At 67.5% G+C, this 15,473-nt stretch carries 15 protein-coding genes; 11 read left to right on the top strand and 4 right to left on the bottom strand.

Going from position 1 to position 15,473, the window contains the following annotated elements; translation table 11 throughout:
* Positions 1–155: 155 nt before the first annotated feature.
* The 7 genes from V3B48_RS08510 (at position 156) to V3B48_RS08480 (ending at position 8,021) form a co-directional block, all read left to right on the top strand.
* Positions 156–557 carry a hypothetical protein gene (locus V3B48_RS08510; protein WP_049398800.1) on the top strand — a complete coding sequence of 134 codons (402 nt, stop codon included), beginning with the start codon at positions 156–158 and terminating at the stop codon, positions 555–557.
* Positions 558–703: 146 nt separating this feature from the next.
* Positions 704–3,124 carry a TonB-dependent receptor gene (locus V3B48_RS08505; protein WP_285303068.1) on the top strand — a complete coding sequence of 807 codons (2,421 nt, stop codon included), beginning with the start codon at positions 704–706 and terminating at the stop codon, positions 3,122–3,124.
* A 208-nt stretch (positions 3,125–3,332) separates the two neighbouring features.
* Positions 3,333–3,971, top strand: a complete 639-nt coding sequence (locus V3B48_RS08500) for a PepSY-associated TM helix domain-containing protein (RefSeq protein ID WP_032129249.1) — start codon at positions 3,333–3,335, stop codon at positions 3,969–3,971.
* Positions 3,972–3,997: 26 nt separating this feature from the next.
* A complete protein-coding gene (locus V3B48_RS08495) occupies positions 3,998–4,516 on the top strand; it encodes a DUF2271 domain-containing protein (RefSeq protein WP_004147429.1) in 519 nt (172 codons plus the stop codon).
* Positions 4,517–4,592: 76 nt separating this feature from the next.
* Positions 4,593–5,396 (top strand): DUF4198 domain-containing protein, encoded by an 804-nt coding sequence (locus tag V3B48_RS08490; protein WP_329893523.1) that lies wholly within the window; start codon positions 4,593–4,595, stop codon positions 5,394–5,396.
* A gap of 52 nt (positions 5,397–5,448) precedes the next feature.
* Complete coding sequence (locus tag V3B48_RS08485) at positions 5,449–6,420, top strand: FAD:protein FMN transferase (RefSeq protein WP_329893522.1); 972 nt, start codon at positions 5,449–5,451, stop codon at positions 6,418–6,420.
* A complete protein-coding gene (locus V3B48_RS08480) occupies positions 6,417–8,021 on the top strand; it encodes a sulfite reductase subunit alpha (protein ID WP_329893521.1) in 1,605 nt (534 codons plus the stop codon). Before V3B48_RS08485 ends, V3B48_RS08480 begins: the two co-directional genes overlap by 4 nt.
* Positions 8,022–8,351: 330 nt before the next feature.
* Here the strand turns inward: V3B48_RS08480 and V3B48_RS08475 are convergent, their stop codons facing one another.
* From V3B48_RS08475 to V3B48_RS08460, 4 genes are all read right to left on the bottom strand, one after another.
* Entirely contained in the window at positions 8,352–8,960 is a 609-nt protein-coding gene (locus V3B48_RS08475; protein ID WP_197616153.1) for a HutD family protein, read from the bottom strand.
* 34 nt (positions 8,961–8,994) lie between these two features.
* Positions 8,995–9,720 carry a murein L,D-transpeptidase catalytic domain family protein gene (locus V3B48_RS08470; RefSeq protein ID WP_071228075.1) on the bottom strand — a complete coding sequence of 242 codons (726 nt, stop codon included), beginning with the start codon at positions 9,718–9,720 and terminating at the stop codon, positions 8,995–8,997.
* Positions 9,721–9,737: 17 nt separating this feature from the next.
* Positions 9,738–10,829 carry a L,D-transpeptidase gene (locus tag V3B48_RS08465; RefSeq protein WP_329893520.1) on the bottom strand — a complete coding sequence of 364 codons (1,092 nt, stop codon included), beginning with the start codon at positions 10,827–10,829 and terminating at the stop codon, positions 9,738–9,740.
* Positions 10,830–11,181: 352 nt separating this feature from the next.
* Positions 11,182–11,508, bottom strand: a complete 327-nt coding sequence (locus tag V3B48_RS08460) for a helix-hairpin-helix domain-containing protein (RefSeq protein WP_012510302.1) — start codon at positions 11,506–11,508, stop codon at positions 11,182–11,184.
* Between the two features lie 199 nt (positions 11,509–11,707).
* On the opposite strand from V3B48_RS08460, the gene V3B48_RS08455 reads away from it, so the two are divergent.
* The 4 genes from V3B48_RS08455 to murU all read left to right on the top strand — a co-directional run bounded on the left by V3B48_RS08455 (position 11,708) and on the right by murU (position 15,338).
* Positions 11,708–13,201: a M20 family metallopeptidase gene (locus tag V3B48_RS08455; protein WP_010483606.1), complete on the top strand. Its 1,494-nt coding sequence runs from the start codon at positions 11,708–11,710 to the stop codon at positions 13,199–13,201.
* Between the two features lie 70 nt (positions 13,202–13,271).
* A complete protein-coding gene (locus tag V3B48_RS08450) occupies positions 13,272–13,541 on the top strand; it encodes a GlsB/YeaQ/YmgE family stress response membrane protein (protein ID WP_049398791.1) in 270 nt (89 codons plus the stop codon).
* Between the two features lie 64 nt (positions 13,542–13,605).
* Positions 13,606–14,631: a phosphotransferase gene (locus tag V3B48_RS08445; RefSeq protein ID WP_182267369.1), complete on the top strand. Its 1,026-nt coding sequence runs from the start codon at positions 13,606–13,608 to the stop codon at positions 14,629–14,631.
* Positions 14,628–15,338 carry an N-acetylmuramate alpha-1-phosphate uridylyltransferase MurU gene (murU, locus tag V3B48_RS08440; protein WP_182267368.1) on the top strand — a complete coding sequence of 237 codons (711 nt, stop codon included), beginning with the start codon at positions 14,628–14,630 and terminating at the stop codon, positions 15,336–15,338. Before V3B48_RS08445 ends, murU begins: the two co-directional genes overlap by 4 nt.
* Positions 15,339–15,473 lie beyond the last annotated feature (135 nt).

Raw genomic sequence — 15,473 nt, 5'->3', positions numbered from 1 at the left:
GGCCGACCCGCGACAATTTGGCAATCATTCTCATTTGCAACAGCTAACAGCTCTCATTACAATCACGCCCCGTTGATGCCGGCCGCTGCCGGCAGACCCCTGGGGACCCCTGCTTGCTGCGCCCGCTTCGCCCTCGCCCACTCATCCATCGAAAGATGGGCACCGCCATGCGCGGTCAGCGTCCTGCGCTGGCCAGCCTGCTGGCGTGGGTGGCGATGCTGGCTTTGCTGCTGGGCACCCTGCCGCTGCTGCCCCACGGCCAGGCCGGAATGGCCGTGCAGATGCCGCTGGAAGAGCGCGGTGGCGAAGCGTCCCCGCAGGAAGAAGCACCGGCCAAACTGCGCCGCTGTGCTGCCGCCCCGGTGAAATCGGCCGAGAAGGCACGCCCGCCGTTGCTGCTGGCCAGCCAATGGCTGCGCACCGAGCTTGAACTCGTACCCACCACGCCGGCCATGCCCGGCGTGCGCCCGGACTGGCCGCTGGCCGCTCCGGACACGCCCTGGGCCGACGCGCCCGGGCGCCGCCAGCAACGCGGCCAGGCGCCGCCGCTCGCCTGAATCACGGCCCCGCGTGACCGCCTGCGCGGTCGTGCCCGCACGCCGCTGCCTGCTTCATCCCTGCCGCCCCTGACCGGGCCTCCCCGTGCATGCCGCGCCGTTCGCGCCTGGCATTGCACCACCCTGCATCCTTCGAGGTTACTGCCATGGCCCAGCGCCATCGTGTCCGTTCGTCCCTGTCCCGTACCCTGCTGACCAGCGCCGTGCTGGCGGCCATGACCGCCCCGGCCTTCGCCCACGGTGACGCTTCCGGCGCGCCACAGACGCTGGACAAGGTGGTGGTCACCGCCTCCGGCTTTGAGCAGAAGGTGGTCGATGCACCCGCCAGCATCAGCGTGGTCAGCCGCGAAGAACTCAGCAAGCGCCCGTACACCAATCTGGTCGACGCGCTGCGTGACGTTGAAGGCATCGACGTCGGCCTGGAAGCCAGCGACAAGAACGGCCGTGCCACCATCTCGATGCGCGGCCTGCCCTCCGAGTACACCCTGGTGCTGATCGACGGCCGCCGCCAGAGCAATGTCGGCCAGCTGTATCCGAACAACTTCGGCGGTGGCCAGTTCGCCTACCTGCCGCCGCTGGATGCCATCGAGCGCATTGAAGTGGTGCGCGGCCCGATGTCCACGCTGTACGGCTCGGATGCAATGGGCGGCGTGATCAACATCATCACCCGTCGCAACCAGGACAGCTGGCACGGCGCGCTCACCCAGGGCTTCACCGTGCAGCAGGACGATCAGTTCGGCGATGCACGCACCACCGACGTCTACCTCAGCGGCCCGCTGGTCAAGGACCGTATCGGCCTGGCAGTACGCGGCAGCTACTACGACGCCAAGGCCTCCAATCCGGAGTGGGATGCACTGACCCTGCCCGACGGCAGTCTGTGGGAACGCAGCATCGGCTTCGGTGGCGGCGGCAAGTCGGTGGCCAACACCAACTGGAACACCGGTGTGCGGCTGAACTTCCACGTCAACGATGACCACGAACTGTGGCTGGACTACGACGTGTCGCGGCAGAAGTACGACAACAGCGAGGGCCAGACCGGCACCCTCGACAGCCTGGCCAGCCTGTGGCGCGTCGGCAATGCCGTCATCCCCAACCCGAACGGCAGCGGTACCGTCACCCGCCGCGTGGTGCAGCCGCGCGTGGGCTACACCGCCTACCAGCGCTACGAGCGCGACCAGTTGTCGCTGACCCACCAGGGCCGCTACAGCTTCGGCACCTGGCAGACCTCGCTGACCCACAGCAAGAGCAGCAACCTGGGCCGCTCGCTGCCGCTGACCCTGGACGAACGCGCCAACCTGCAGACCCTGTGGAACGACGTCTGCCGCCGCACCGGCGGCGCCAACAACTGCGCGGCCGGCCGCGGCAATGCACTGGCCGCCCTCAACCCAAGTGAAATGGCACGCCTGCAGGCATTCCTGCCGCGTCCGCTGCGCACCATGGAGCTGGAAGGCTACGTGCTCGACACCATGCTCGACCTCGACTTCGGCGCGCACAAGCTGACCGTCGGCGGCCAGTACAACGACACTGACATGATCGACGGCGTGTTCGGCATGGACGGCGCCGGTTACCGCAGCAACACCAAGCAGAAGCACCGCATGTGGGCGCTGTTCGCCGAGGACAACTGGTCGCTGACCGACACCCTCACCGCCACCTTCGGCCTGCGCTACGACGACCACAACGTGTTCGGCAGCCATGTCAGCCCGCGCGGCTACCTGGTGTGGAACGCCACTGACGCCTGGACCTTCAAGGGTGGCGTCAGCACCGGCTACAAGACCCCGCGACCGGATCAGCTGTTCCCGGGCATCACCGGCTTCGGTGGCCAGGGCGTGCTGCCGCTGGTGGGTTCGCCGAACCTGAAGCCTGAAACCAGCACCAACTACGAGCTGGCCGCGTACTACGAAGGCCAGCGCTGGGGCTTCAATGTCACCGGCTTCTTCAACAAGTTCGAAGACAAGATCGCCAGCGGCGGCACGTTCCCGAACTGCGAAGTGGCCCGCGCCGGCAGCGGTTACTGCGTGGACATCGGCCCGGGCTGGGCGGCACTGGGCTACAGCACCTTCACCCAGAGCGTGAACATCGACAAGGCCGAGACCCGCGGCGCAGAACTGGCCGGTCATGTCGACCTGCTCGACAACCTGCAGTTGCGCGGCAACTACACGTGGACCAAGAGCGAGCAGACCAGCGGCCCCGACAAGGGACGCCCGATCTCTGGCACCACGCCGGCAAAGCACATGGCCAACGCCAGCCTCAACTGGCAGATCAACGAAGCGATCAGCCTGTCGCTGATCGGCGAAGGCCGCTACGACCGCTATCGCGACACCCTCATCGACAGTGCCGGCGCCCGCCACGTGCGCTATTACGAGGACTACACGATCTTCCATCTCGGTGGCAGCTGGAAGGCCACGCCGTGGCTGACGGTCAACGCGCGGGTCAACAACCTGTTCGACAAGGACTTCGTTTCGCAGTCGTGCCTGCTGCTCAATCCCAGCGAGTTCAGCTGCGTGGACGACTACGCGACCAAGGACCAGCGCCGCAGCTACTGGATTTCGTTGAACGCGAAGTTCTGATCTCTGCGCCCTGCCCTGGCGGGTGCCAACCTTGGTCGGCACCGCTCCATCCACGCATGGCGTGGATCTACTGATCCGCGGGATTGCCGGCCAGTCGGTAGTGCCGGCCGCTGGCCGGCAATCCCCCAGGGATACAGAACGACACGCAATTGCGAGCTATTCTCATCAATGATGTAATGGGGAGTCCCCGTCCGCCTCGAACCGTGCCGTGAGCCGTCCTGCCTCTTCCACCGTGCAGCAGCAACAGAACCGTGGCTTCTGGCTGCGGACGCTGCACCAGTGGCACTGGATCAGCTCGGCGGTCTGCCTGATCGGCATGCTGCTATTTGCGGTGACCGGCCTGACCCTCAACCATGCCGCGAAGATCGAGGCCAAGCCCGAGGTGCAGAACCAGCATCTGGAACTGCCGGCCGCGCTGCTGGGCCAGCTGGGCACGCGCGAGGATGGCAACGCGCCGATCCCGCGCCCGGCCCGGCAATGGCTGGACACGCAGCTGGGCATCGCCATCGGCGGGCGCCCGGCCGAGTGGTCGGCCGAGGAGATCTACCTGTCACTGCCACGCCCCGGCGGCGATGCCTGGTTGAGCATCGACCGCGAAACCGGCGCTGTGGAATACGAATCCACCTCGCGCGGCGCGGTGTCCTATCTCAACGACCTGCACAAGGGCCGCAATGCCGGCCCAGCATGGGGTTGGTTCCTGGACCTGTTCGCCGTGGCCTGCCTGGTGTTCTGCATCACCGGCCTGTTCCTGCTGCACCTGCATGCGCGGCAGCGGCGCATGACCTGGCCGCTGGTCGGCCTCGGCCTGATGATCCCGCTGCTGATCGCCCTGCTGCTGATCCACTGACTTCCCTTCGTTTCCGGAGCCGCCCCATGCGCGTCACCCTGACCATCGCCCTCAGTGGCCTGCTGGCCACCTCGCCGGCCTATGCCACCACCCTCGACATCAACGTCGAAGTGCCCAAGCTCAACGTGGCCGAGTACCACCGCCCATATGTGGCGGTGTGGCTGGAAGGCGCCGACCAGAAGGTCGCGGCCAACCTGTCGGTCTGGTACCAGCAGACCAGCAACAGCGAAGGCCACGGCACCAAGTGGCTGCCGGACCTGCGCCAGTGGTGGCGCAAGAGCGGCCGCACCCTGCAGGTGCCGGTGGACGGCGTGACCGGCCCGACCCGCCCGGCCGGCAAGCACGCGCTGTCGTTCAACGACAAGCAGCCGGCGCTGAAGCAGCTGGCCCCGGGCAACTACACCCTGGTGGTGGAAGCGGTGCGCGAAGTCGGCGGCCGTGAACTGCTGAAGATCCCCTTCACCTGGCCGGCCACCGCCGCACAGAACGGCAAGGCGCAGGGCGCCACCGAACTGGGCCAGGTCACCCTCGCCGTCAAACCCTGAAAAGGGGACGGAGGGGATTAAGTCGTAATTCCCCTCCTCTCGCCGCACCACCCTGCATCCACCTGGAGTCTTCCGCATGAAGCGCACGCTCGTCCTCGCCGCCGCTCTGGCCGCTGCCCTTCCCTTCTCCGCCCTGGCCCACAAGGCCTGGCTGCTGCCCTCGCAGACCGTGATCGCCGGCAATGCGCCGTGGATCACCGTCGACGGTGCGGTCTCCAACGACCTGTTCTATTTCAACCACGTGCCGCTGCGCCTGGAGTCGGTGGTGATCACCGCGCCGGACGGCAGCACCGTGCAGCCGCAGAACGCGTCCACCGGCAAGTACCGCAGCGTGTTCGATGTCGAGCTGAAGCAGCCGGGCACCTACCGCATCGCGTCGGTCAATGACGGCCTGTTCGCCACCTACGAGCAGAACGGCGAGCGCAAGCGCTGGCGCGGCAGCGTCGCCACCTTCGGCGAACTGCCAAAGGATGCGAAGAAGCTGGAAGTGAGCCAGTCGGTCGGCCGCGTGGAGACCTTCGTCACCAACGGCGCCCCGAACGACACCGCGCTGAAGCCGACCAACCGTGGCATCGAGCTGGTCGCCGTCGGCCACCCGAATGATCTGTTCGCCGGCGAGGAAGCCACCTTCCGCGTGCTGGTCGACGGCAAGCCGACCGCCGGCCTGGAGTTCGAGATCGTGCGTGGCGCCACCCGCTACCGCAACGCGCAGGACGAGCAGAAGTTGACCAGCGACGCCAAGGGCGAGATCAAGGTGACCTGGCCGGAAGCTGGCATGTACTGGCTGGAAACCGGCACCGAGGACAACAAGACCTCGGTGAAGCAGGCCGCCAAGCGCCGCCTGAGCTACGTCGCCACGCTGGAAGTGCTGCCGCAGTAATGTGGACTGCGATGCCGGGCAGCCCCCGGCATCGCGCCTGCAGCACACCACCATGACCGATCCCCTGCTCGACATCGCCCGCCTCGGCGGCACCACCATGGGCACCACCTGGAGCGTGTCGCTGGTCGCACCGCGCCAGCGCGACCTGCACCCGCTGCATGCTGGCATCCAGGCGCGGGTGGACGGGGTGGTCGCGCAGATGAGCACCTGGGAGCGTGGTTCGGATCTGAGCCGCTACAACCGCGCCGACGCCGGCCAATGGTGCGTGCTGCCGGCCGAAACCCGTCACGTTCTGGCCTGCGCACAGGCCATCGCTTCCGCCAGTGGCGGCGCCTTCGATCCCACCATCGGTCCGCTGGTTGCACTGTGGGGCTTCGGGGCACATGCCGGCGAACGCCGCCAGCCCGACGACGCTACCCTGCAGGCCACGCGTGATCGCTGCGGTTGGCAGCGCCTGCAGTGGCAGGACGATGCGCTGCTGCAACCGGGTGGACTGGAACTGGATCTCTCTGCGATCGCCAAGGGCTTCGGTGTCGATCACGTGGCCGCCTGGTTGCGTGGACAAGGCATCACTGCCGCGCTGATCGAAGTCGGCGGCGAACTGGCCGGCTACGGCCGCAAACCGGACGGCCAGCCGTGGCGCGTGCTGGTGGAATCCGCACCCGAAGAAGACGCCCACACCGATACCCCGCCACGGGTACTGGCGCTGGACGGCAAGGCGGTGGCCACCTCCGGCGATCGCTGGCACCAGTACCAGGCCGATGGCGAGGCCTACAGTCACAGCCTGGACCCGCGCTCAGGCAGACCGGTGCGGCAGGTTGCCGCGGCAGTAACCGTGGTGGCCGACGACGCCATGCACGCCGATGCCTGGGCCACCGCACTGACCGTACTCGGTCGCGAACAGGGCATGGCACTGGCCGAGCGCGAAGGACTGGCTGCGCGCTACCTGCAGCGTGCGGCAGACGGCCCGCAGGAATTTCTCAGCAGCGCCTTCCAGCGCCTGCTCGACGAGCAGGACGCATGAGCGCACGTCCATCGCGCGCCTGGCTCGGCAACGCACTGGTTCTGCTCCTGCTGGCAGCGATCGGCTGGGCACTGCTTCGCCTGCATCTCGGCGAAGCGTGGTGGCGGGGCGCACCACCGGCGCGGCACTCGCAGATCGCGGTGCTCGCCACGGTGTTGTATGCGCTGGCCTGCGCGGCCCTGTGGTGGCGTGGGCGCCCGCGCGACGACGCCGCAACCGGAGACACCGCGCCCATCCTGCTGGTCTGGTCCAGCCAGACCGGCTTCGCCCGCGAACTGGCCGAACGCAGCGCCGAGGCCCTGCGCGGTGCCGGCGTGCCAGTGCGCGTGCGCGGGCTGCATGAGGTGGATGCAGCACTGCTGGCTTCCAGCCAGCGCGCGTTGTTCATTGCCAGCACCACCGGCGAAGGCGATCCACCCGACCACGCCCTGCCGTTCCTGCGCGGGGTGATGGCCACCCCGCCCCCGCTGCAGCACCTGCACTACGGCGTGCTCGCGCTGGGCGACCGCAGCTATGGCCACTTCTGCGGATTCGGCCACCAGCTGGACACTTGGCTGCGCCAGCACGGCGCGCATCCGCTGTTCGACGCCATCGAGGTCGACAACGCCGATCCGGCAGCACTGCGTCATTGGCAACAGTTGCTGGGACAACTCGGCGGTAACGCCAGCGAACTGCCCGACTGGAGCCCGGCCGAGTACCAGCCGTGGACGCTGCTGCAACGCGAGCATCTGAACCCGGGCAGCCCCGGTGGTCCGGTGTACTGGTTGCGCCTGCAGCCCCCGGCCGATGCAAATGCGCAGTGGCAGGCCGGTGACATCGCCGAGATCGGCCCGCAGCACGCATCGCACACCGTGCGTGCCTGGCTGGATGCACAACGCTTCGACGCGGACACCGTGCTGGATGACGGGCAGACGTTGCTGGCACGCGTCGCGCGCTCGCACCTGCCCTCATTGGTTCCCCCGGGTGATCTGCCTGCCTTGCTGGCGACCCTGCAACCGCTGCCGCATCGCGAGTACTCGATCGCCTCGGTCATGGCCGACGGTGCGGTTGAGCTGCTGCTGCGCCGCCAGCTGCGCGCTGACGGTACACCCGGCATTGGCAGCGGCTGGCTGTGCGACCACGCTGCCATCGGCGAACCGGTACAGCTGCGTCTGCGCCGCAACGACAATTTCCATGGCGCGCCCGCCGACGTGCCGCTGCTGCTGATCGGCAACGGCACCGGCATCGCCGGCCTGCGCGCGCATCTGCACGAACGCGTACGCAGTGGCGCACGCCGCACCTGGCTGCTGTTCGGTGAGCGCACCGCCGCGCACGACTTCCACTTCGGTGAAGAACTGCAGGCGATGCTGGAAGACGGCACGCTGGCGCGGTTGGATGCGGTATTCAGCCGCGATGGCGGCGCGCACCGCTATGTGCAGGACCGGCTGCTGGCCGAAGCGGCAACGCTGCGGCAGTGGGTGGATGAAGGCGCGACGATCCTGGTCTGCGGCAGCCTGCAGGGCATGGCCCCGGCGGTGGATGCAGTGATCGAGCAGGTGCTGGGTACCGCGGGTAAGGAAGCGCTACTGCTGGCCGGTCGTTACCGGCGCGATGTGTATTGAGGCCACCGCATCCTAGTGGGTGCGAACCGATTCCTGGTGGGTGCGAACCTTGGTTCGCACCGTGACGCGGCATCGGTGGCCGCATCCACGCATGGCGTGGATCTACTGAACAGATTCGGCTGGCGCGAACCGCTTTCTGGTGGGTGCGAACCTTGGTTCGCACCATGACGCGGTGTCGGTGGCCGCATCCACGCATGGCGTGGATCTACTGAACAGATTCGGCTGGTGCGAACCGCTTTCTGGTGGGTGCGAACCTTGGTTCGCACCATGACGCGGTGTCGGTGGCCGCATCCACGCATGGCGTGGATAGTGCCAACCGGCGCCCAGGAATCATCCCCCCGCCGCACTCACCCGGATCGCCAGCAATTCGCCACCGCCCTGCACCGCATGACGCTGCCGTTCACCGGCCGCCAACCACGCAGTGTCTCCCGCCTGCAGCGCCGGCAGGCCACTATCTGCACCAAACTCTGCCTGACCGGCCAGCAGATGCAGCGCCCAGGCAACGCCCGGTTCGCAGAAGAAGAACATCGTGCCCACCAGCGGCCGGTGCAGCAGTTCGGCCTGCAGCAGCTCGCGCTTCCACATCAGGTTGAAGTCGTGGGTGGTGCCATCGACCAGTTCACCGTGCAGCGCTTCCTCACCAGCAAAACGCACGCGCCCGTGCGGTGGCAGCACCTCGGCCACACGGCCATCCTCGAAACGCAGGCGCACGCCATTGCCCTGCAGCAGCACCAGTTCGCGCTCCACGCCGGGGAAAGCAGAGAACGCGGCGTCCTGTTCGATCTCGGCCACCGACAGGCGCAGCGCCCAGTCGTCACCCTGCGCCGGCAGGCGCAGGATCTCGCGGGTCCAGCCCAGGCCGTTGCGCCAGCGTTCGCGGCGATAGTCCAGGCGGGAGATCACCTGGCTCGGAGTGTGCAACAGGGAGTCGATGTTCATCGGCGCATTGCATCATGCCGCGCGCCGTCATGCATCACCGCGTGGCGAGCGTGCCCTGGCCACCACACTCACCGCCCAGCAGCTGCGAGTGCTTCAGCCAATCCTGGTCGGGGTAGTAAGCAAACACCATCGTGCCGCCACGCAACGCATCGATCAGCGGCTTGGCCACCGACAGCCGCACCGCAGGGCAACCCAGGCTGCGGCCCAGCCGCCCCTGCAGCTGCGCAGTCGCCGGGTTCACGTACGGCGCACCATGGATGACGATGGCTCGGTCACGCGCGCGGTCGTTGAAGCCCGGTTCCAGCCCGGCCAGGCGCAGCGAGTACCCATTGCCGCCCATGTAGGTCTCCTGCGCGGTGAACGCGCCGAGGCTGGACATGAAGCTGCCATCGCGGTTGGAGAAGTGTTCGGTGCGGTTCTCACCGCTGTTGCGGCCATGCGCCACCCATTCCTCGAACAGCAGGCGCTGGTGGGCCAGGTCGAACACCCACAGGCGCGGCTCGGTGGACGGCCGCGAATAATCGATCACGCTGAGGCGATCACCATTGATGCCCAGCTCCGGCCGCTGCAGCGCGCAGCGCATGGCGTGCGCCGCCAGCTGCAATACGTGGCGGTCGGCCTTGGGCGCACTGCGCGACAGCAAGGCGGCCAGATCATCGGCACTGGTGGCAAGGGCGGGCGTCTGTGCCAGCGCCGGAGCACTGGCCGAGGTCGCCAGCAGGCCGAACGCGGCCAGCCGGCACAGGCGGGATGCAGTCATGGGCACAACGAAGGGACTCAGTTGCCCTTGAGGGTGGACCCTGGCGGCTCGGATTCCAAGACCGGCTGCATCCCGGATTCAGCCGGGCTTGGGCGGACCGCCGGCAGCGAGGTCACCAGCAGGGTCGTGCCCGGTACCAGCACCTGGTACAGCTGGCGGGCGAAATCGGCCGGCAACGCCATCGGCAGCGAGGGCGTGGCCAGCAGGTCCGGCGTGGCCTGGGCACGGTCCTGGCCCAGCAGCGGATAGGCCGTCCACTGGTGCAGGCGCTTGTTCGCGTCCAGCGGGCTGGGCGTATCGCTGTAGCCCTGCCCCATCACGAACAGGGTGGTGCCCTGGAACGCCGGCAGGGCGTCGGCCTTCAGCGGCGACTCGCCGATCATCACGCCATCGCGCAGCACGTACAGGCGCTGGTCGTGCAAGCTGACCAGGATGCCGACCTGCCCGGTCGGCGCCGCGGCGTCATCCCACCAGGCCTGCGCCGGGGCCCCACCCTCGGTTTCCGGAAGGGCCTGGCCGCGCGCGTTGACCGGCGCCAACACCGACGGATAGGCCAGCGTCATCGGCGAACTCTTGGCATCGGCCACGACCACGGTGTCGCCACGCTGGGTTTCACTGAACAGCTTCTGCGCGAAGGCCTGCGGCAGGCGCACGCAGCCATGCGAGGCCGGATGACCGGGCAGGCTGCCGCCATGCAGGGCGATGCCGTCCCAGGTCAGCCGCTGCATGTAGGGCATCGGCGCGCTGTTGTAGAGGTTGGACTTGTGGTCCTTGTCCTTCTGCAGGATGGTGAACACGCCGGTCGGCGTCTCATGCCCGGCCTTGCCCGAGCTGATCGTGGTCAGGCCGATGGCAATGCCGTTGCGGTACACGTACGCGCGCTGCTCATCGAGGCTGACCACCAGCACGATCGGGCCGGTCGGTGAAATTTCCGGATGCCACAGGTATTCGCCCGGCTTGAGGTCGGTCGGTCCGCGCACTTCGGCGGTGCTGGCTGCGGCAGCGGCAGGCTTGGCGGCCGGCGTCGGCGCAGCGGCATGGCCCAGCAGCGGCAGCGGCAGAGCCAGTGCAAGGGCGAGCATCAGGGTGGTGGGGCGGTGCAGAAGCATCCAGCGGGGGTCCTTTCCATGCGGTGCGGCCACCGTACACCATCGACCCGTGGTGGCCGCGGCAAAACCAGGCGCCGGAAATGAAACTGCCCGGCGACACAGCCATGTGTCGTACCGGGCAATCGTTACGTCCTTGTCGGCCTGCTGCCGCCCCCTCGCATCCTGCGCTGTGGGGGTAGCGTTGCATCCTGCACGCGGCCGCGTCTGTCCTGTTTGTATCTCAGCCCCTTCCACAGGTCTGTGATGCCACCATCCTGGTGATTGGTGCCGCGTCCTGCGGCGGTCGGTAGTCACGGCCTTCCTGTCCGTGACCGGTGAACCAGCCTCCTGCCGGTTCCGACGATTCCTGCTGTCAGCGCCTCGGTACGGTTCGCACCGGTACCGATCCGGGTACCGGATCCGCCGGCAACAACCTGTTGCCTACGGTGATCCGCTGTCGATTCCGTTCGACGATTGCTTTCCCTATCCCCTTCACCTGCGTCAGGTCCTCGACGCGATGAAACGGGCCGTGTCTGCGCCGGTGCTCGACGATCGCCTCGGCCTTGGCGGCTCCGACCATCGTCAATCCCTGCTGCAGCGCCTGGGCATCGGCGCGGTTGATGTCGATCGGTTCGGCGGCATGCGCCCCAGCGATCCACACGACCAGCACCAGTGCCCTCAACACGACACTCCAAGGCACGACGTGTATCTCCTTGTGATTCTGGCCGTCCCGACCGGCAATCCCGTCGGTAGGAACAGTGTCCGTCACCACATGCACACAGCCTATCGGTTTCCTGGATTTCTAAAAGCCAGCCAAATACCCGACGTGATGTAGGAAAAACCCTACCCACGGCACAGGCGTAGAATGGCTGGATCAGCCCATGCAACCGGAGTTTCAGATGGACAGCGCCAAGCTCGGCCAATTCGTCAATGACAAGTGGGACAGCGAAATCGTCCCGCAGTTGGTCGACTACATCCGCATTCCCAACAAGTCGCCGATGTTCGACGCCAATTGGGTGCAGAACGGCTACATGGAACAGGCGGTCACCCTGATGGAGAACTGGGCCAAGGCCCAGCAGCTGCCCGGCCTGAAGGTTGAAGTGGTGCGTCTGGAAGGCCGTACCCCGCTGATCTTCCTGGAAATTCCGGCTACCGGCGCCGAAACCGGCGACGACACCATCCTGCTCTACGGCCACCTCGACAAACAGCCGGAAATGACCGGCTGGGACGACGACCTCGGCCCGTGGACCCCGGTCCTGCGCGGCGACAAGCTGTATGGCCGCGGCGGTGCGGACGACGGCTACGCCATCTTCGGCTCGCTGGCCGCCGTGCTGGCGCTGCAGGCCCAGGGCCTGCCGCACGCCCGCTGCGTGGTGCTGATCGAAGCCTGTGAAGAGTCGGGCAGCTATGACCTGCCGGCCTACGTCGACCACCTCGCCGACCGCATCGGCAAGCCGTCGCTGGTGGTCTGCCTGGATTCGGGCTGCGCCAACTACGACCAGCTGTGGTGCACCACCTCGCTGCGCGGCCTGACCGGCGGCAACTTCACCGTGAAGGTGCTCAACGAAGGCGTGCACTCCGGCGATGCCTCCGGCGTGGTGCCGTCCAGCTTCCGCCTGCTGCGCCAGCTGCTGTCGCGCATCGAGGACCAGGACACCGGCCGCATCCTGATCGACGGCATGAACGTTGAGATCCCGGCCGAGCGCCAGGAACAGGCCAAGCGCGCCGCCGAAGTGGTCGATACCGAGATCTTCGAGAAGTTCCCGATGGTCGACGGTCTGCGTCCGATGAACGAGGACCTGACCGAGCTGGTGCTCAACCGCACCTGGCGCCCGGCACTGTCGGTCACCGGCGTCGGTGGCATGCCGGCGCTGGAATCGGCCGGCAACGTGCTGCGCCCGCAGACCTCGGTGAAGCTGTCGCTGCGCCTGCCGCCGACCGCCGATGGCAAGACCTGCGGTGAGCTGCTGAAGGAAGCGCTGCTGCGCGATCCGCCGAACGGCGCGCAGGTCACTCTGGATCTGGAAAAGGCCTCCACCGGCTGGAACGCCCCGGCCATGGCGCCGTGGCTGACCCAGGCCATCGACGACGCCAGCCAGGCCTTCTTCGGCAAGCCGGCGATGTACATGGGCGAAGGTGGCTCGATCCCGTTCATGGGCATGCTGGGTGAGAAGTTCCCGGGCGCCCAGTTCATGATCACCGGCGTGCTCGGCCCGCACTCCAATGCACACGGCCCGAACGAGTTCCTGCACATTCCGATGGGCAAGAAGGTCACCGCCTGCGTGTCCAAGGTGATCAGCGAGCACTACGCCGCCAGCCTGCGCGGCGAGACCAGCGGTTCGCCGGTGGCTGCCGACAGTGGCACCCGCCACGGCGACCACGGCTGCTGCTGAATCCGGCACACCGTGACGGACGCAGCCTGGCCTTGCTAGGCTGCGTCCACCCTTGGTGGAAATCGCGCGCATGAATGGTCTGTTCGGCAGCAGCAGCTGGCTCTACATCATCCTGGTCGGCTTCTTCGTCGGCCTGCTCGGGCGATTCTTCATGCCCGGCAACAACCGCATGGGCTGCCTGCTGACCATCGTGCTGGGCATCATCGGCGCGCTGCTGGCCGGGTGGTTCGGCCAGTACATGGGCTGGTACGCCCCCGGTGAGCCGGCCGGCTTCCTCGGTGCGGTGCTGGGCGCGGTGGCCGTGCTGGCCGTCCTGCGTCTGTTCAGCGGTCGCCGCTGATCCCGCACCCTCTTCCCTTCCTGTTCCCGACGTAGGCGCGCCCGGCGCGCCCGGATATGCCTGCATGACCGAACCCGCCTCCGATCCCCAGCGCAGCGCGCAGCGCCTGCAGTGGGCCCGTACCCAGCTCGATGATTCCAGTGCGGTGGTCGAACGCGCCTCGGTCGATGCCGGCATGCGCAGCTACTGGCGCACCACCAGCACGCGCGGCAGCCACATCGTGATGGACGCCCCGCCGGGGCTGGAAGATCCGCGCCCGTGGCTGCGCATGCGCGGCCTGCTGGATGACAACGGCCTGCGTGTGCCCGCGCTGCTGGCACAGGATCTGGATGCCGGCTTCCTGCTGCTGGAAGATCTCGGCGGCCCGACCCTGGCGAAGATCCTCGACGAGCGCAACGCCGATGAATGGTTCGGCCGTTCGATCGAACAGCTGCTGCGCCTGCAGGCGATCCCGGTGCCGGCCGACTTCGGCCAGTTCGGCGAAGCACTGCTGCAGCGCGATGCCGGCCTGTTCGACGAATGGTTCCTGCTGCGCCACCTGAACCTGGAACTGGACTGCGGCGAGATTGAAGGGCTGCAGCTGGTGCACCGCCGCTTGATGGACAACGCGCTGGGCCAGGCCCAGCTGATGACCCATCGCGACTACATGCCGCGCAATCTGATGCCGGTCGAGAATGGTCCGGCAGTGCTGGATTTCCAGGACCTGGTGCGCGGCCCGATCGCCTACGATGCGATGAGCTTGTTCAAGGACGCGTTCCTGAGCTGGCCGCTGCAGCGTGTGGACGAGTGGCTGGCGCAGTATCACGAGCGCGCCCGCAACGCCGGCCTGCCGGTGCCCGACCGTGCCACCTTCCTGCGCGATGCCGACTGGATGGGCATCCAGCGCCACGTGAAGATCCTCGGCCTGTTCTGCCGCCTGCGCTATCGCGACAACAAGGGCCATTACCTGGACGACGCGCCGCGCTTCATCACCTATCTGGATGAAGTGCTGCCGCGCTACCGCGAGCTGGCACCGCTGCAGCAGCTGCTGGAACACCGCATCAAGCCGGCGCTGGCCGACCTGACCACACCGATGCGCGTGGCCCGATGAAGGCACTGATCTTTGCTGCCGGCCTCGGCGAGCGCATGCGCCCGCTGACCCTGCACACGCCCAAGCCGCTGCTGGACGTGGCCGGCAAACCGCTGATCGTCTGGCACCTGGAACGCCTGGCCGCACTCGGTGTGCGCGAGGTGGTGGTCAACACCGCATGGCTGGCCGAACAGTTTCCAGCGACGCTGGGCGATGGCAGCCAATGGGGCCTGCGCCTGCATTTCATGTACGAAGGGCAGACCCCGCTGGAAACCGGCGGCGGCATCCTCAATGCACTGCCGGTGCTGGGCGACGCCCCGTTCCTGGTGGTGAACGGCGACATCTGGACCGATTTCGATTTCACCACGCTGCCGCGCGAGCCGCAGGGCCAGGCGCATCTGATTCTGGTCGACAATCCGGCGCAGCACCCGCACGGTGACTACCGGCTCGACGCGCAGGGGTTGCTGCACCACGACCGCGAAGGCCCGTGCCTGACCTATGCCGGCATCGGCGTGTATCGCCCTTCCATCGTGGCCGACTGGCACACGGTGATCGGTGATGCACCGGGCAGCGAGCGGCTCCCACCGAAGTTCTCGGTGGTGCCGCTGCAGAAGCACTTCATGGCACAGGGGTTGATGACGGGGCAGCACCATCGCGGGCGCTGGACCGATGTCGGGACGGTAGATCGCCTGCGCGCGCTGGATGCTGAGTTGGCCGCGAACGGCTGAGCCCCTCGTGGCTGGGCGCGTAGAGCGGATCGCGTGTTTGGCCGGTCGGGTGGGCCATGCAGGGGACGCTGCAAGTACGTCCCTGTAAGCTCGATGGCGCCATCCATGGCGCCCACCCCCCGGGAAGGCCCCCCC

This window comes from Stenotrophomonas sp. SMYL20, assembly GCF_036320045.1.
In the GTDB taxonomy this organism is placed as follows: Bacteria; Pseudomonadota; Gammaproteobacteria; order Xanthomonadales; family Xanthomonadaceae; genus Stenotrophomonas; species Stenotrophomonas maltophilia_A.
This window is presented reverse-complemented; position numbering and strand designations above follow the sequence as displayed.